We start from the raw sequence: 17,571 nt of genomic DNA, 5'->3' as shown, positions 1-17,571 counted from the left end.
GACGGGACGCGCGGCCGTGTGCTGCGCGGTGGAGTTCGGTCCGGGCGTCAGCCCATGTCGAAGGTGGCCGGGTCGGGACCCAGGCGCCGGTCCTCGTTGAGCGCGCTGATCGCCGCGAGGTCCTCGTCGTCCAGGCTGAAGTCGAAGACCTCGATGTTCTCCCTGATCCGGGACGGCGTCACGGACTTCGGGATCACGATGGTGCCGAGCTGGACGTGCCAGCGCAGCACGACCTGGGCCGGGGTGCGGCCGTGCTTGCGCGCGATGGCGACGATCGCCGGCACCTCCAGCAGGCCCTTGCCCTGGCCGAGCGGCGACCAGGCCTCGGTCGCGATGCCCTGCTCGGCGTGGAACTCGCGGGCGGCGTGCTGCTGCAGGTGCGGGTGCAGCTCGATCTGGTTGACCGCGGGGATGACGGAGGTCTCGGAGAGCAGCCGGTCGAGGTGCTCGGGAAGGAAGTTGGACACGCCGATGGCGCGCACCCGGCCGTCGGCCAGCAGCTTCTCGAACGCCTTGTAGGTGTCGGTGTACGTGCCGCGGGCCGGCAGCGGCCAGTGGATCAGGTACAGGTCGAGGTGGTCGAGGCCCAGCTTCCGCAGCGACGCGTCGAAGGCGCGCAGCGTGGCGTCGTACCCCTGGTCGCTGTTCCAGAGCTTGGTGGTGACGAAGATGTCCTCGCGGGGCAGGCCGGAGGCGGCGATCGCCTTGCCGGTGCCCTCTTCGTTGCCGTAGATGGCCGCGGTGTCGATGCTGCGGTACCCGGCCTCCAGCGCCGTGGCGACGGCCCGCTCGGCCTCGTCGTCCGGCACCTGCCACACGCCGAAGCCCAGCTGGGGCATCTCGACGCCGTTGTTCAGGATGATCGGGGGGACCTTGCTGCTCACGAGCCTCTTGATCCTTCGTTGTCGACAGGGTGGTACTCCCATCGTCAACGATCACATGCCGCCCTGCATTCCTGACGGGGAGATCCGGCTCTACTGACCGGTCAGTCAGTGCCCGGAGTGGAGATTGGCCGGAAACGCATCCGACGTTTTCGGTCCGGACCATTGACCGGAGCTTCGCATCCCGCGACTCTGTATCGCGCCACCGGACGTGTTCCTGAACCCGGTGCATGCATGTGAACGGGTTCTGACCAGGCCCGTCCTTCTTCCGGCTCCCTTCTGAGACTCCCCACCCTCAGGAAAGCGAGTACGCACCCATGAGCGAGAGCCTTCCCCTGGCTGCCCCGACGCATCACTCCGGCCCCCAGACATCGGATGAAAAGGTCTGGAAAAGCCCTGGTTACCACCTCGTGGAGACAGCGCTGGAGGTGACCGCGTACGCGCTCACCGACCGCCGTCCGCCGCAGCAGCCCCCGGCCGCATGACCGCGGCACCACCGGAACCCGACGGCCGCACCGCCTGGCCGGCCGCGGAGTTCACCGGCCGGCTGCGCGCGGTCACCGCGACGCGCTACCACGACCGGCACCCCTTCAACCGGCGGATGCACCGCGGCGAACTGACCCCGGCCGAACTGCGCCGCTGGATCGCCGCCCGCTTCCACTACCAGCGGCACATCCCCGTCAAGGACGCGCTGATCCTCGCGAAGCTCGGCCGGCCCGAGGAGCGCCGCGCCTGGCTGCGCCGCATCCACGACCAGGACGGTACCGACGCCGACTCCCCGGAGGGCGGCGGCATCGAGCGCTGGCTGCGGCTCGGCGAGGCGGCCGGGCTGGCCCGCGAGGAGCTGTGGGACGCCTCCCGGGTGCCGCCCGGGGTGCGCTTCGCGGTGGAGGCGTACGTCACCTTCTGCCGGCGGCGCCCGGTGCTGGACGCCGTCGCGGCCTCCCTGACCGAGCTGTCCGCCCCGGACCTGATGCGGACCCGCATCGCCGCCTTCGAACGCCACTATCCATGGATCGACCCCGCGGGCCTCGCCTACTTCCGCACCCGTGTCACCCAGGGCGCCCGGGACGCCGAGCAGGCCCTCGCCCTGGTCCTCGCCCGGGCCCGCACCCGCGAGGAACAGCAACGCGCCCTGGCCGCACTGGAGTTCAAGTGCGAGGTGCTGTGGACCCTGCTGGACGCGGTGGACCGGAGCGGGACATGACGGCGACGCCGGCACCGCCTGCCCCGTCATGGCGTCCGGCGCTCGCCCGGGGCGTGGTGCTGCGGCACGACCCGGTCCGGGACGCCGACCTGTTGCTGCTGCCGGAGCGGGTGGTGGTGCTCGACGGCAGCGCGGGCGCGGTCCTGAGGCTGTGTGACGGCGTCCGGGACGTGGCAGCCGTCGTCGCCGCCCTGGCCGTGCGCCATCCCACCGCTCCCGTCGCCGCGGAAGTCCCGGAGTTTCTCCGCCGGTTACGGAAGGAGGGCTGGCTGCGATGACCACGCCTCCCGCACCTCCCGGTCCTCCCTGGGCCCTGCTCGCCGAGCTCACCCATGCCTGCCCCCTGCGCTGCGGCTACTGCTCCAACCCCGTCGAACTGGTCGGCCGGTCCGCCGAGTTGTCCACGGATGAGTGGTCGGAGGTCTTCCGGCAGGCGGGCGCGCTCGGCGTGGTCCACACCCATCTGTCCGGTGGCGAGCCGCTGCTGCGGCGTGACCTGCCCGACCTGGTGGCCGCCGCCGACGGCGCGGGCCTGTACACCCAGCTCGTCACCAGCGGGGTGGGCCTCGGCGAGCGGCGGCTGGCCGGACTGACCGGGGCCGGGCTGCGCAGTGTGCAGCTGTCGGTGCAGCACGCGGACCGTGCGGCCGCCGAGCGCATCGCGGGAGCACGGTCGTTCACCGCGAAGGAACGCGCCGCCCGGCTGGTCCGCGAGGCCGGACTGCCCCTCGGGCTGAACGCCGTCCTGCACCGCGGCAACCTGGACGACCTCGACGGTCTGATCCGGCTCGCGCTCGACTGGGGCGCCGACCGGATCGAGCTGGCGCACACCCAGTACCACGGCTGGGCGGCCGTCAACCGCGCCGCGCTGCTGCCCACACCCGCCCAGGTCGAACGCGCCCGTGCCCGGGTGGCACGCTGGCGTGAACGCCTCGGCGGCACACTGGAGTTGGTGTGGGTGGCCCCGGACCTCGTGGACGCCACCGCGAAACCCTGCATGGGCGGCTGGGGCGCCGTCTCGCTCACCGTCGCCCCGGACGGCACGGTGCTGCCCTGCCCCGCGGCCGGCACCCTGCCCGGTCTGGACCCGCCGAACGTGAGACACCGCGAACTGGACTGGATCTGGCGGGAGTCGAGGGCCTTCAATGCCTTCCGGGGCGAGTCCTGGATGCCCGAACCGTGCCGGGGCTGTGCCCTGCGCACGGTCGACCACGGCGGCTGCCGCTGCCAGGCGTACGCCCTGACCGGCGACGCCACCCGCACCGACCCGGCCTGCCGGCACGCCCCGGATCGCGGTCTGGTCGAGGCGGCGGTGCAAGGTGCCGCCGGTGCCGCTGGTCCGTCCGCGTATGTCCATCGAGGGGGAGGCCGTTGAGATGCCGGCGCCTTCGGGCCGCGCCGACCGGTGGTGCTCCTCGTACCGCCCGGCACGCCAGGGGGCGCCCCCTGGCCGAGGTGCCGCCGACTGCGCTCGTCCGTCAGCGTATGCCCATCAAGGGGGAGGCCGTCGACACGCCGGCGCCTGCGGGCCGCCCGTGCCGACCCCGCCCGCCGGCACACCCCCGGACCGCCCTCTCCTCGGCGCGGCGGTGCACAGGGCCGTCGGCGTCGCTCGTCCACCCGCGCACACCCACCGAGAAGGAGGACCATGAGACGCCGACGTCTGCGGGCCGCGCTGACCGCGGCGGCGCTCGCCACCGCCACCCCGGTCGCGCTGACCGCCGCCGTACCCCCGGCGAGCGCCGCCCCCGCACCCTCCGCCCCGGCACACCACCCCGCCGCCGCCCGCGACTGGTCGACGGCCGTCGTGGACTCCACCATGGCGCGCTACACACCGGCGACCATCGGCGGCTGGTCGTATCCCGTGGGCCTGTATCTCTACGGCCAGTACCTCGTCTACCGGCGCACCCACGATCCTCGCCTGCTCGCCTACATCAAGGCCTACGTCGACCGGTTCGTGCGCGGTGACGGCACGATCGGCCAGTCCTTCGACAGCCTCGACAGCATGCAGGCGGGCCGGCTGCTGGTGATCCTGCACCACGAGACCGGCCAGGACCGCTACCGCACGGCGGCACTGAAGATCCGCGACCGCCTGAACAGCTATCCGCGCACCTCCGACGGCGGCTTCTGGCACGCCGACACCGGCAGCCGGGCCCACCAGCTGTGGGCGGACGGCGCGTACATGGTGAACCCGTTCCTCGTCGAGTACGGCAGGGAGTTCGGCGACAGCGCGTACACGAACGACGAGGCCGCCAGGCAGCTGTCCGTCTACGGCGGTCATCTCCAGGTGGCGGACGGCCTGTTGCGGCATGCCTACGACGAGTCGAGGTCGGCGGGCTGGGCCGACCCGGCAACCGGGCTCGCCCCGGAGCACTGGTGCCGTGCCGTGGGCTGGTACGCCATGGCGCTGGTGAACGTCCTCGACGCGATCCCCGCCGACCAGGCCCGGCGCCCGCAACTGCTCGGCATCTTGCGGACGTTGGCCTCGGCGCTGGAGAGGTACCAGGACCCGGCGTCCGGGCGCTGGTTCCAGGTGATGGACAAAGGCTCCCGGCCGGACGACTGGACCGAGACCTCGTGCTCCAGCATGTTCGCCTACGCGCTCTCCCGAGGCGTCCAGCAAGGCTATCTGGACCCGCACTTCAACGCGGTCGCCCGGCGCGGCTACCAGGGCGTACTCGCTCGGCTGTCGGTCGGCGCGGACGGCCGTACGAACCTGGCCGACATCTCGGTCGGCACCAACGTCGGCGACTACGCGTACTACGTCGGCCGCACCCGGGCCACCAACGACTTCCACGGGCTCGGGGCCTTCCTGATCATGAACGAGCAACTGCGGGCTGGTTCAGTGTCATGAGTACGTCCAGAACGCTCGGCGCCTTCGAGACCGTCGAGGCCGACCGCGTGCACTCGCCCCCCGGCCGGCAGGAGCGGACCCACCACGGTCATCGGCAAGTCGATGTCCGGTGCCGGCACCTCCGGATCCCCGCAGGACACCCACCTGCTGCTCACCAACCTTCGCGGCCACCAACTCGCCCAGAGGAGCGGTCCTCGTGAAATCCGCCATCGCCGACCCGAGACGGGCGGCGGCGATCGTCCTGTGCGTCCTCGCCGTCGTCCTCGGCCTCACCCACCCCGCCGCCCTCGCGGCCCCGCACCCCGGCACGCCGCACCCGGCAACCGTGTACGACGTGCGCGCCTACGGCGCCAAGGGCGACGGCTCGGCCAACGACACCCCCGCCATCGACAGGGCCATCACCGCGGCGGGCGCGGCGGGCGGCGGCACCGTCCGCTTCCCGGCCGGCACCTACAAGTCCAGGAACACCATCCACATGAAGAGCCATGTGACGCTCCAGATCGACAAGGGCGCCACCCTCCAGGGCTCCTCCGCCGGCACCTACGACCCGCCCGAGTCCAACCCGAACGACAAGTACCAGGACTACGGGCACAGCCACTTCCACAACGCGATGATCTACGGCGACCGGCTGACCGACATCGGCTTCACCGGCGGCGGGGTCATCGACGGCGGCGGCAACCTGATCACCGGCAACCCGAGGTCCGGCCAGGCCGACAAGATCCTGTCGCTGACGCGCTGCGACGGACTCCGGCTCGGCGACGGTCTCACCCTGCGCCGCGGCGGCCACTTCGCCGCCCTGATCAACGGCTGCACCGACGTCGTCTCCGACCACCTGACCATCGACACCGCCAGCGACCGCGACGGCTGGAACGTCATCTCCACCACCGACGTGACGATCACCAACGCGCACATCGCGGCCAACGACGACGCCCTGGTGTTCAAGAGCGACTACGCCCTCGGCGCCAAGCTCCCCAACGGCCATGTGCGGGTGAGCGATTCGGTGCTGTCGGCACGCTGCTGCAACGCCCTGATGTTCGGCTCCGAGACCTGCGGCGACTTCAGCGACTACCAGTTCGAGAAGATCCGCATCGAGGGCGCCGGCAAGTCCGGGCTCGGCATGGTCTCCATGGACGGCGCGAGGATCTCCGACGTGCACTACCGCGACATCACCATGACGAACGTGCACTCGCCGATCATGGAGAAGACCGGCACGCGCAATCGCTGCGGAAACAGCCCCGGTGTCGGATCGATCAGCGACATCACGTACGACGACATCACGGCCACCGGCAACAGCCCGTCCTTCAGCCCGACCCTGTGGGGCGAGGACGGCCACCGCATCAGCAACGTCACCTTCCACCACGTCGACATCACGGTCCCGGGCGGCAACGGCACCATGTCCACCGCTGTGCCGGCCAACGACCCGAAGGACTACAACCCGAACAGCATCGGGACACGGCCGGCGTACGGCTGGTACCTGCACAATGCCGACGGCATACAGTTCACCGACAGCAGCGTGCGGTATGCCGCCGACGACGGACGGCCCGCCCTCATCGCCAACGCGGCGAGCGGCATCCGGCTGACCCGGTTCACCGCGCAGAAGGGCGGCACCTCACCCCACGACCTCGGCTTCCAGTCCGTCACCGGCTACTGCGTCAGCGACAGCCACGCCACCGACGGCGGCGCCCTGCGCGTGTCGGCGAGCGGCTCCAGCCGGAACTGCGCGGCCCAGGTGCGCCCCAGCGACATCGAGAACCCCCGCCAGGCCTTCCTCCGCGCCTCCGTCGGCGGCCTCTTCCTGCACTGGGGCCTGCGCACCGCCCCCGCCCACACCGACTGCGGCGCCTGGGAGAAGGACGTCACCAGCGGCGGCTGGACGCCGGACTACTGGGTGAACGCGGCGCGGAAGCTGCACGCGCAGTACATCGTGCTGGCCACCTTCCACAGCCGGCTCGGCTACGCCCGCCCCTGGCCGTCGAAGATCCCCGGCTCCTGCTCGACCAGGCGGGACTTCCTCGGCGAACTCATCACCGCCGCCAAGGCCAAGGGCATGAAGGTCATCCTCTACATGACCGACGACCCCCAGTGGCACGACGAGGGCGGCCACGAGTGGCTCGACTCGGCCGCCTACTCCGCCTACAAGGGCAAGAACACCGACCTGACCACCCGTGACGGCTTCGGACAGTTCTCGTACGACAACTTCTTCGAGGTCATGGACCGCTACCCGGACCTCGGCGGCTTCTGGATCGACAACGACAACGCGTACTGGGAGAGCCACAACCTCTACGCGCAGATCTATCAGAAGCGCCCGAACTACACGCTCAGCAACAACAACGAAGACACGCTGATCATGGACATGATCAGCAATGAGCAGAAGACGGGGATGACGCCCGCCTACGACTACCCGCAGGCGATCTACACCGCCCAACCCAGGCTGACCGAGGCCGACTTCAAGCTGCCGTCCACCGGCGCCTGGTGGTACGACGGCTCGAACCCGACCGTCGACAGGATGCTCACCCTCGGCCGGCTGATCACCAACGCCGGGTCCTCGGTGAAGGCGCTCATGGCGGAGACCGCCCAGGTCAACGGGAAGTTCCCCGCGAACCAGGCGGACTTCAACAACTTCGCGAACACCTACCTCGACCGGATCTGGGAGTCCCTGCACGGCACCGAGGGCGGCGGCTACATGTACGGAGGTCTCCAGCCCGGCTTCTGGAACGACGGCGCCCACGGCGTCACCACCATCGCCAAGGACGACCCGAACCGGCAGTACGTCCACGTCCTGACCCCGCCGAGGACCTCGACCCTGCGCCTCCGCGACAACGGCTACCGCATCGCCTCGGTCACCAACCTCCGCACCGGAGCGCCGGTTTCCTGGTCGCAGTCCGGCGGCACCCTCACCCTCACCGGCCTCGGCGACTGGGACCCGTACGACACCGTCTTCAAGGTGATCACCGCGGGCCGCCAGGGCATCGCGAGCGGCGTCGAGGTCACCGCGAGCGCGTCCGCGAGCGGCCACCCCGGCTCCGCCGCGGGCGACGGCGACTACCTCACCTACTGGGACAACGACAAGACGCTCCCGGTGAACCTCACCTTCGACCTCGCAGCGGCGAAGAAGATCCAGTACGTCGGGCTGAACCAGCGCGAGGACTCCGTGGCCTACGCCCGCTCCGCCACCGAGCAGTCCGCACGGATCAAGGACTACAAGGTCTACCTCAGCGACGACGGCAAGAACTGGGGCACCCCCGTCAAGACCGGCCGGCTCCCCAGCGCCCGCGGCATCCAGAGCATCGACCTGACCGCCGCCACGGCCCGCTACGTCCGCCTGGAGATCGACTCCACCTGGGCCGCCTCCACCGACACCACCCGCTACCGGCGGCTGCGGATCGACGAGGCCTGGATCGGCACCTCCAACGCCACCCCCGCCCCGAAGGGACGTCCATGACCCGGCTCAGAACCCTGACCACGGCGGCGGCCGGGCTGCTCGTCGTCGCCGCCGTGCCCCTCGCCGGCGCCGCCCACCCCGCGGCCGCCTCCGACAACGGCCAGTCGATCCGCCCCGCCATGGGGTGGAGCAGCTGGAGCTTCGTACGCCGGCAGCCGACCGAGGCGAAGATCGAGGCACAGGCCGACACGCTGGCGTCGAGCGGCCTGAAGCACCACGGATTCGTCCAGGTCAACCTCGACGACTTCTGGCAGAAATGCGATGCAAACGGTTTCACGGTCGACGCCCACGGCCGCTGGGCCGTGGACGCCGCCAAGTTCCCCCACGGCATCAAGGCCCTCGCCGACCACGTCCACGCCAAGGGCCTGAAGTTCGGCTTCTACGTCACCCCCGGCATCGCGAAGAACGCCGTCCTGAAGAACACCCCGATCGAGGGCACGCCGTACCACGCGAAGGACATCGCGGACACCTCGAAGACGGAGAAGAACTACAACTGCAGGAACATGTACGCCATCGACTACTCACGGCCCGGCGCCCAGGAGTTCGTCGACTCCTGGGCCCGGCAGTTCGCTTCGTGGGGCGTCGACTACCTGAAGATCGACGGCGTGGGCAGCCAGGACGTCCCCGACGTCCAGGCCTGGGACAAGGCCCTGCGGGCCACCGGCCGGCCCATCACCTTCGCCCTCTCCAACAACCTCCCCCTCGACCACGCCAGCACCTGGCGCTCACTCGCGAACAGCTGGCGCACCCAGGGCGACGTCGAGTGCTACTGCGGGCCCGGCCCCGACGGAAGCGGTTACCCGCTCACGAACTGGTCGCACGTCTCCACCCGCTTCGACTCGGCCGCCGCCTGGCAGCCGTACGCGGGGCCCGGCGGCTGGAACGACCTGGACTCCCTGGAGATCGGCAACGGTGACCAGGCGGGACTCACCGCCGACCAGCGCCGCTCCCAGTTCACGCTCTGGTCGATGGCGGCGGCACCGCTGCTGCTGGGTACCGACCTGACCCACCTCGATCCGGTCGACAGGGCGATGCTCACCAACGACCGGCTGATCGGCGTGGACCAGGACGGGGTCGCGGCGAAACGGATCGTGAAGAGCGGCGTCCAGCAGGTCTGGAGCAAGCACGAGAGCAACGGCGACTACGTGGTGGCCCTGTTCAACACCGGAACCTCCGGCAGCGCCACGGTCACCGTGAACTGGTCCCAGGTCGGCTTCACCGGCTCCGGTGACGTCACCGACCTGTGGTCCGGCTCCCACAAGGGCACGGTCACCGGCTCCTACACCGCGACCCTCCGCCCCGGCGAGACCCGGCTCGTCCGGGTCAGGCCCACCGCCTCCACCACGGCGCTCGTGGCGTCCCCCGGCATGGCCGTCGCCCCGTACGAGTACCTGGGCTGGGGCGATCCGCCGGATCCGGCCAAGGTGATGTCGGCGACCGGCGTCACGTGGTTCACCCTCGCCTTCGTCCTGTCCGACGGCACCTGCACCCCCAAGTGGGACGGCAGCCGACCGCTGACCGGCGGCAGCGACCAGTCGGCGGTCGACCGCATACGGTCCGCCGGCGGCGACGTGATCGTCTCCGTCGGCGGCTGGAGCGGCGCCAAGCTGGGGGAGAGGTGTGCCGGCGCGGCCCAGCTGGCGGCCGCGTACCAGAAGGTCGTCAGCGCGTACCGGCTGCGGGCGATCGACATCGACATCGAGAACACCGAGTGGTCGAACGCCACCGTGCGCCAGCGTGTCGTGGACGCCCTGAAGACCCTCAAGGCGAACAATCCCGGCCTGAAGACGGTCATCACCTTCGGCACCACCACGACCGGCCCCGACGCCACCGGCGTCGACATGATCAAGCGCGCGGCCAGGTCCGGCCTGGCGAACGACGTCTGGTGCGTCATGCCGTTCGACTTCGGCGGCGGCACCACCGACATGGGCGCCCTCACCACACAGGCCATGGAAGGCCTCAAGGCCCGGGTCAAGGCGGCCTACGGGTACGACGACGCCACCGCCTACGCCCACATCGGGCTGTCGTCGATGAACGGAAAGACCGACGACTCCGGTGAGCGCGTCCGCGTCGCCGACTTCAAGACCATGCTCGCCTACGCCCGGCAGCACCACATCGCGCGCCTCACCTTCTGGTCCGCCAACCGCGACCGCCCCTGCGGCTCCGGCACCGGCGGCGACTCCTGCAGCGGCGTGCCGCAGCAGCCGTACGACTACCTCAAGGTCTTCACCCAGTACACGGGCTGAGGGAAAACAAGGGAAAACACCCATGCGTCTCAAGAGAGTTCTGCCGTACGGCCTCGCCGCGGCCCTCGCACTGCCGCTCGCCGGGCTGAGCCAGGGCACCGCCGCCGCGGCCACCGACTACCAGGCCGAGGACGCCCTGATCTCCCAGGGCGCCGTCGCCACCAACCACACCGGCTACACGGGCACCGGCTTCGTCGACTACACCAACACCAAGGGCTCCTACGTGGAGTTCACGGTCGGCGCGGCCGCCGCCGGGCCCGCGTCGGTCACCCTGCGGTACGCCAACGGCACCACCGCCGACCGGCCGATGGACCTCTCCGTGAACGGCACGGTCGTCGCGCCCGCCGTCTCCTTCCCCGGCACGGCCGACTGGAACACCTGGGCGGCCAAGAGCGTCACCGTCACCCTCAAGGCCGGCAGCAACAAGATCCGGGCGACGGCCACCACGGCGAACGGCGGCCCCAACCTCGACCGCCTGAGCCTCGGCACGCCGGCCGACACCCAGGCCCCCACCCGCCCCGGGCAGCCTTCCTGCTCGGACATCGGCGAGGACCGCCTGACGCTGTCCTGGGGCGCGTCGACGGACGACGTGGGCGTCGCGGCGTACGACCTCTACGAACACGGCAACAAGACCGGTGAGGCACCGGGCAGCGCGACCTCGAAGACACTGACCGGGCTCGCCCCGAACACCACCTACGACCTCACGGTCATCGCCCGTGACGCGGCGGGCAACACCTCGCCCGCCAGTCCGGTCGTCGACTGCACCACCAGGCCCAGCTCCGACACCACACCGCCGACTGCGCCCGGCACCCTGCACACGGCCGATGTCACCTCGAACACGGTCGACCTCACCTGGGGCGCCTCGAGCGACGACCGCGCGGTCACCGCCTACGACGTGCGCAGCGACACCACCGTCTACAAGACCGTCACCGGCACCTCCACCACGCTCACCGGGCTCGCCTGCGACAGCCCGTACAGCCTGAGCGTCGTCGCCCGTGACGCCGCCGGCAATGTCTCCGCGCCCAGCAACACGGTCACCTTCACCACCAGCGCCTGCGCCACCGACGGCGGTGTCCCGTCCTCCATCGCCACCCTCTCCACCGGCTGGACCATCCCCTGGGGCACCTACTGGATGCCCGACGGCCAGTCCGCCCTGGTCACCGAGCGGGACGCCTTCCGGGTCTGGAAGCTGACCAAGAGCGGCACGAAGACGCAGGTGGGCACGGTGCCCAACGCCGTCACCACCAACGGCGAGGGCGGCCTGCTCGGCGTCGCCGTCGATCCCAAGTGGGAGAGCAACCACTACGTGTACTTCATGCACACCGCCGCCGAGGGCAACCGGGTCGTCCGCATGACCTACGACGGCACGACGCTCAGCGGCTACAAGGTCCTGCTGCAGGGCATCAAGAAGAACCGCTACCACAACGGCGGCCGCCTCGCCTTCGGCCCCGACGGCTACCTGTATGTCTCCACCGGCGAGGCCCAGCAGCCAGACCTCGCGCAGGACAAGAACTCCCTCAACGGCAAGATCCTGCGCATGACCACCGACGGCAAGCCGGCCCCCGGCAACCCCTTCGGCAACTACGTCTACTCCTTGGGCCACCGCAACCCGCAGGGCCTCGCCTTCGACCGCAACGGCAGGCTCTGGGAGGCGGAGTTCGGCAACAGCTCCAAGGACGAGCTCAACCTCATCAAGCCCGGCGCGAACTACGGCTGGCCCACCTGCGAGGGCAGCTGCAACGTCGCCGGCATGACCAACCCCAAGGCCACCTGGAACGTCTCCGAGGCCTCGCCGAGCGGCATCGCCGTCGTCCGCAACGTGATCTACATGGCGTCCCTGCGCGGCGAACGCCTGTGGCGCATCCCCATCAACGGCGACACCGACAGCGTCGGGACACCGAGCGCGTACTACGTCGGCACCTACGGCCGGCTGCGCACCGTGACCAAGGTGCCGGGCGCCGACCAGCTGTGGCTGTCCACGACCAACTGCGACAACAACGGAGGTGCCGCCGCCGGATCCGACAAGATCTTCAAGGTGACGATCAGCTGACGTCCCGTCGACGGGGGCTCAGGTCCGGTAGAGGGCCTCGACCTCGTTGCCGTACGCCTTCTCGATCGCCTTCCGCTTCAGCTTCAACGACGGTGTGAGCAGGCCGTGTTCCTCGGTGAACGGCTGCGCCAGGATGCGGAAGGTACGGATGGACTCGGCCTGGGAGACGAGGGTGTTGGCGGCGACCACCGCCCGCCGCACCTCCGTCTCCAGGTCCGGGTCGCGCACCAGCTCGGCCGGGGTCATCCGCGGCTTCCCGCGCATCTGCAGCCAGTGCTCGACGGCCTCCTGGTCGAGGGTGACCAGGGCGGCGATGTAGGGCCGGTCGTTGCCGACGACGATGCACTGGTTGACCAGCGGATGCTCACGGACCCGCTCCTCCAGCACCCCGGGGGACACGCTCTTGCCGCCGGAGGTCACCAGGATCTCCTTCTTGCGGCCGGTGATGGTCAGATAGCCGTCCTCGTCGAGCGAGCCGAGGTCGCCGGTGGCCAGCCAGCCGTCGTGCAGGGTCTCGTCGGTGGCCTTCGGGTTGTTCAGATAGCCCTGGAAAACGTTTCCGCCGTACAGCCAGATCTCCCCGTCGTCGGCGATGTGCACGGTCACGCCCGGGATGGCCTGGCCGACGGTGCCGTACCGGGTCCGCTCGGGCGGGTTGGCGGTCGCCGCGGCCGTCGACTCGGTCAGGCCGTAGCCCTCGTAGATCTGCACGCCGGCGCCCGCGAAGAACAGGCCCAGCCGACGGTCCATCGCCGACCCGCCGGACATCGCGTTGCGGATCCGGCCGCCCATCGCCGCGCGGACCTTGGAGTACACGAGCTTGTCGAAGAGCTGGTGCTGCATGCGCAGCCCCGCCGACGGGCCGGGCCCGGTGCCCCACGCCTTGGCCTCCACGGCCTCCGCGTACTTCACCGCGATGTCGACGGCCTTCTCGAACGGCCCGGATCTGCCCTCCTTCTCCGCCTTCCGGCGGGCCGCGTTGAACACCTTCTCGAAGATGTACGGCACCGCCAGGATGAAGGTGGGCTTGAACGCCTGCAGGTCGGGCAGCAGCGCGGCGGCGTTCAGCTGCGGCTGGTGCCCGAAGCGGACCCGCCCGCGGATCGCGGCCACCTCCACCATCCGCCCGAAGACATGCGCGAGCGGCAGGAACAGCAGGGTGGAGGCCTCGTCGTCCTTCTTGGTGTGGAACACCGGCTGCCAGCGCTCGATCATCGTGTCCGCCTCGTACATGAAGTTGGCGTGCGAGAGGACACAGCCCTTGGGGCGGCCGGTGGTGCCCGAGGTGTAGATGATCGTGGCGACCGAATCCGGGGTGACCGCCTGCCGGTGCCGGTGCACCAGCTCGTCGTCCAGGTGCGCCCCGGCGTCGTACAGCTCCTGCACACAGCCGGAGTCCAGCTGCCACAGCTGGCGCAGCTGCGGGAGGCGGTCGATGACGGTGGCGATGGTCATCGCGTGGTCCTCGTGCTCCACGATCGCCGCGGACACCTCGGCGTCGTACAGCATCCAGAAGCACTGCTCGGCCGAGGAGGTCGGGTAGACCGGCACCACCTGGGCGCCGATCGACCACAGTGCGAAGTCGAACAGGGTCCACTCGTAACGGGTGCGGGACATGATCGCGACGCGGTCGCCGAAGCGGATGCCGCGCGCGAGCAGGCCCTTGGCGAGGGCCAGGACCTCGTCGCGGAACTCGGCGGAGCTCACCTCGCGCCACTGCCCGGAGCCGTCCTTGCGGCCGAGGGCGACGTGTGTGGGGTCCGTCCGGGCATGCTCGAAGACCGCGTCGGCCAGACCGCCCACCGGCGGTGCCGATGTGAGCGGCGGGTTGGTGAACTCGCGCAATCCTCGCTCCCCGGTCCTCACTGCTTGGTCACGCCCGTGATACGCGGCACAGCGCCGTGAAAGCTACCCCACGCCGTCACCGGGCGGGAGGGGGTCGGAAACCGAGCAAAGCTCACGTTTCCCCCGGGTGGTGGCCGGAAAATGCCCGCACATGGGGAAGGGCCGGACACAATACTGACGGGTCAGTAAGTTTCGGTGCCGTAATCTCCACCGAATCTGTACGCGGCGATTACGGCGCATATCGTACAGACCCCCCATACCCGGCGCGACCCCGGCACGGACCCGGTCCTGCGGACGTACGGCGGCGAGGGCGGCCCCGGAGCATCTCCCGGACCGCCCTCGCCGCCGTACGCCGTGGACAGCCGCGCCCTGGTCGGCCGTCCGCCGTGGTCAGCCGTGCGCCGTGGTCAGTGGTGGGCCGTCGTCAGCCGTCCGCCGTGGTCGGCCGTCCGCCGTGGTCAGTGGTGCGCCGCCACCGCCTTCTCCGCCTCCGCCCCGGACGCCGTCCGCCGCGCGGGCCGGTCCGCCCGCACGAGCAGCAGCACCAGCGCGCCCGCGACCGTGCCCGCGAGCCCCGCCACCACCAGCGCGCCGTTCAGACCGGAGGCGAACGCGGCGCGCAGCGTGTGCTCCGGGAAGCCGCCGCGCAGCGCACCGGCCCCACCGCCGGCCAGCCCGTGGGCCGCGCCGCTCGGCAGCGTGCCGGTCATCCGGGAGGTGAGCACGGTGCCCATGACGGCCACGCCAAGTGCGTACCCGAGCTGCCGGACGGTGTTCACCGCGCCGCCCGCCATCCCGGCCCGCTCCGGCGGCACCGAGGCCAGCGCGGCTCCGGCGACCGTCGGCCCGACGAACCCGGTGCCGACGCCGACCAGCACGAACCCGGGCACCAGCACGGTCCAGGAGGCACCCGCGTCCAGGACGGCCTGGCACAGGTTCCCGGTGCCGATCAGCAGCAGGCCGCCGCCGATGGTGAGCCGCGCCGGCACCCCGTGCAGCAGCCGGCCCACCAGCACGGCGACGAGCATCGCCGCGACCGTCATCGGCAGCAGCGTGAGCCCGCCGCGCACCGGCGACATGCCCAGCAGCGTCTGCATCCAGATCGACAGGTACGGCGTCACCCCGAACGCCACTCCGTTGAACGCGAACGCCCCCAGCATCACCCCGACGAACGCCGGCCGCCGCAGCAGCGACAGGTCCAGCAGCGGATGCGCGGTGCGCCGCTCCACCACCACGAACACCGCCAGCGCCAGCGTCGCGCACCCGAACGCCACGAGCGCCGCCAGCGCCGTCCAGCCGTCCTCGCCGGCCCGCACCACCGCGTACGTCACACCGCCCCCGAAGCCGGCGAACGCGGCCATGCCCGCCCAGTCCACGCGCATCCCCCGAGGCCCCCGCGACTCCGGCACCGCCCGCAGGGTCAGCCACACCTCGACGACGCTGACGGGCAGGTTCACGAAGAAGATCCAGCGCCAGCCGGGACCCTCGGTGAGCAGGCCGCCCAGCACCGGACCGACCGCCGCCGCGCCGCCGCTCACCGCGCCCCACACGCCGAGCGCCGCCGACCGCTGCCTGCCCTGGTAGACCGAGCCCAGCAGCGGCAGCGTCGTCGCGAGCATCGCCGCCGCGCCGATTCCCTGCAGTGCCCGCGCGGCCACCAGCAGCGCCGGGCCCGGCGACAGCCCGCACAGCAGCGAGGCCACCGCGAACAGCACGACACCCGTCACATGCACCCTGCGGCGGCCGAGGATGTCGGCGGCGGCCCCCGCCCCGAGCAGCAGCGCGGCCAGCGCGAGCGCGTACCCGTCCACCACCCACTGCAGATCGCCCAGCGACGCGTGCAGCGAAGCGGCCATGTCCGGCAGCGCCACCACCACGATCGTCACGTCCAGCAGCAACATGAACGTGCCCAGGCACACGGCCGTGAGCGTCCCCCAGCTGCGCATGTCTCTTCCACTTCCCGTCAGTCCGTACGACAGCGTCCGATCGCTCCGTACGATGGCCCCGGCACGGCCGATCGGATGCGTGCGGCGAGCACGTCCGGTGGAATCCGACAGGAGAGCGCATGCTGGAGATGGAATCCGACACCTTCGACCGGCTCGACCTGCAGCTGCTGTCCGCACTGGAGGTGGACGCCCGGGCCTCCTTCAGCCGTATCGCGTCCGTGCTCGGTGTCTCCGACCAGACGATCGCGCGCCGCTACCGGCGCCTGTGCGCGCAAGGGGGCCTGCGGGTGGTCGCCATGCGGGACTCCTACCTGCTCGGCATGGACCAGTGGATGCTGCGGATCCGCTGCGCGCCGGACAGCGCCGCGGCCATCGCCGAGGCCCTCGCCCGGCGCCCCGACACCTACTGGATCGGGCTCGCCTCGGGCGGCACCGAGGTGCTGTGCCTGACCCGGCCGCGCACCCCGGGCGAGCACGAGGAACTGCTGCTGGGCAAGCTGCCGCGCACACCGAGCGTGGTCGAGATCCGCGCCCACCAGCTGCTGCACCGGTTCTACGGCGGTGCCGAGGGCTGGCTCCGCAAGCTCGCCGTCCTCACCGACGAGCAGATCGCCGCCCTGCGCCCCGCCGCCGACCCCACCCCCGGCCCGGCCCGCATCGAACCCGAGGACGAGCCCCTGCTCGCCGTCCTGGAGCGCGACGGCCGGGCCTCCTACCCCGAGCTCCAGCGTGCGACGGGCCGCTCGGAGTCCTCGGTCAAGCGCCGGCTGGCCGCGCTGCGCGCCTCCGGGGCGGTGTACATCGACGTCGAGTACCAGCCGGAGATCCTCGGCCATCCCGTCGTCGCCGCGCTGTGGATCACCGCCACCCCGGCCGCCCTGCACTCCGTCGGTGAGGCTCTGGCGGCGCACGCGGAGACCGCCTGGGTGTCGGCGACGGCCGGACCGTCCAACCTCGTCGTCACCGCGATCGCCCGCAGCACCGCCGGTCTCTACGCCTACCTCAGCGGCCCCCTCGGGCAGCTGGAGGGCGTGCAGCACGTGGAGACCACGCCGTTCCTGCGCCGGGTCAAGCAGCTGACGTACCCGGTGCCCCGCTGA

Annotated in this window: 12 protein-coding genes; 9 read left to right on the top strand and 3 right to left on the bottom strand. The window is 71.0% G+C overall.

What is annotated here, in order from left to right; all coding sequences use genetic code 11:
- Positions 1-47 precede the first annotated feature (47 nt).
- Positions 48-884, bottom strand: coding sequence for an aldo/keto reductase (locus ABB07_RS06220; RefSeq protein WP_279617380.1), 837 nt, complete (start codon positions 882-884; stop codon positions 48-50).
- Between the two features lie 314 nt (positions 885-1,198).
- On the opposite strand from ABB07_RS06220, the gene pqqA reads away from it, so the two are divergent.
- The 8 genes from pqqA to ABB07_RS06180 all read left to right on the top strand — a co-directional run bounded on the left by pqqA (position 1,199) and on the right by ABB07_RS06180 (position 12,680).
- Entirely contained in the window at positions 1,199-1,366 is a 168-nt protein-coding gene (gene pqqA / locus ABB07_RS06215) for a pyrroloquinoline quinone precursor peptide PqqA (protein WP_208897757.1), read from the top strand.
- Positions 1,363-2,088 carry a pyrroloquinoline-quinone synthase PqqC gene (gene pqqC, locus ABB07_RS06210; RefSeq protein WP_208897756.1) on the top strand — a complete coding sequence of 242 codons (726 nt, stop codon included), beginning with the start codon at positions 1,363-1,365 and terminating at the stop codon, positions 2,086-2,088. Before pqqA ends, pqqC begins: the two co-directional genes overlap by 4 nt.
- A complete protein-coding gene (gene pqqD, locus ABB07_RS06205; protein WP_208897755.1) occupies positions 2,085-2,366 on the top strand; it encodes a pyrroloquinoline quinone biosynthesis peptide chaperone PqqD in 282 nt (93 codons plus the stop codon). The genes pqqC and pqqD overlap by 4 nt, the downstream gene beginning before the upstream one ends.
- Positions 2,363-3,463: a pyrroloquinoline quinone biosynthesis protein PqqE gene (gene pqqE, locus ABB07_RS06200; RefSeq protein WP_208897754.1), complete on the top strand. Its 1,101-nt coding sequence runs from the start codon at positions 2,363-2,365 to the stop codon at positions 3,461-3,463. The genes pqqD and pqqE overlap by 4 nt, the downstream gene beginning before the upstream one ends.
- 273 nt (positions 3,464-3,736) lie before the next feature.
- Positions 3,737-4,942, top strand: a complete 1,206-nt coding sequence (locus ABB07_RS06195; protein ID WP_208897753.1) for a glycoside hydrolase family 88/105 protein — start codon at positions 3,737-3,739, stop codon at positions 4,940-4,942.
- A 196-nt stretch (positions 4,943-5,138) separates the two neighbouring features.
- On the top strand, positions 5,139-8,384 hold the full coding sequence (locus ABB07_RS06190) for a glycosyl hydrolase family 28 protein (protein ID WP_279617379.1): 3,246 nt from the start codon (positions 5,139-5,141) through the stop codon (positions 8,382-8,384).
- Positions 8,381-10,630 carry an alpha-galactosidase gene (locus ABB07_RS06185; protein ID WP_208897752.1) on the top strand — a complete coding sequence of 750 codons (2,250 nt, stop codon included), beginning with the start codon at positions 8,381-8,383 and terminating at the stop codon, positions 10,628-10,630. The genes ABB07_RS06190 and ABB07_RS06185 overlap by 4 nt, the downstream gene beginning before the upstream one ends.
- 22 nt (positions 10,631-10,652) lie before the next feature.
- Positions 10,653-12,680, top strand: a complete 2,028-nt coding sequence (locus tag ABB07_RS06180; RefSeq protein WP_208897751.1) for a PQQ-dependent sugar dehydrogenase — start codon at positions 10,653-10,655, stop codon at positions 12,678-12,680.
- A gap of 18 nt (positions 12,681-12,698) precedes the next feature.
- Here the strand turns inward: ABB07_RS06180 and ABB07_RS06175 are convergent, their stop codons facing one another.
- Both ABB07_RS06175 and ABB07_RS06170 read right to left on the bottom strand, forming a co-directional pair.
- Positions 12,699-14,525 carry an AMP-dependent synthetase/ligase gene (locus ABB07_RS06175; RefSeq protein WP_208897750.1) on the bottom strand — a complete coding sequence of 609 codons (1,827 nt, stop codon included), beginning with the start codon at positions 14,523-14,525 and terminating at the stop codon, positions 12,699-12,701.
- A gap of 458 nt (positions 14,526-14,983) precedes the next feature.
- Positions 14,984-16,471: an MFS transporter gene (locus ABB07_RS06170; RefSeq protein ID WP_208897749.1), complete on the bottom strand. Its 1,488-nt coding sequence runs from the start codon at positions 16,469-16,471 to the stop codon at positions 14,984-14,986.
- A 122-nt stretch (positions 16,472-16,593) separates the two neighbouring features.
- Between ABB07_RS06170 and ABB07_RS06165 the strand changes: the two genes are divergently transcribed.
- Positions 16,594-17,571 (top strand): Lrp/AsnC family transcriptional regulator, encoded by a 978-nt coding sequence (locus tag ABB07_RS06165; RefSeq protein ID WP_425264803.1) that lies wholly within the window; start codon positions 16,594-16,596, stop codon positions 17,569-17,571.

Origin of the sequence: Streptomyces incarnatus (assembly GCF_001027185.1) — a bacterium.
In the GTDB taxonomy this organism is placed as follows: domain Bacteria; phylum Actinomycetota; class Actinomycetes; order Streptomycetales; family Streptomycetaceae; genus Streptomyces; species Streptomyces puniciscabiei.
Note: the sequence above shows the minus strand (reverse complement) of the source record. Positions and strands in the feature narration are given on the sequence as shown.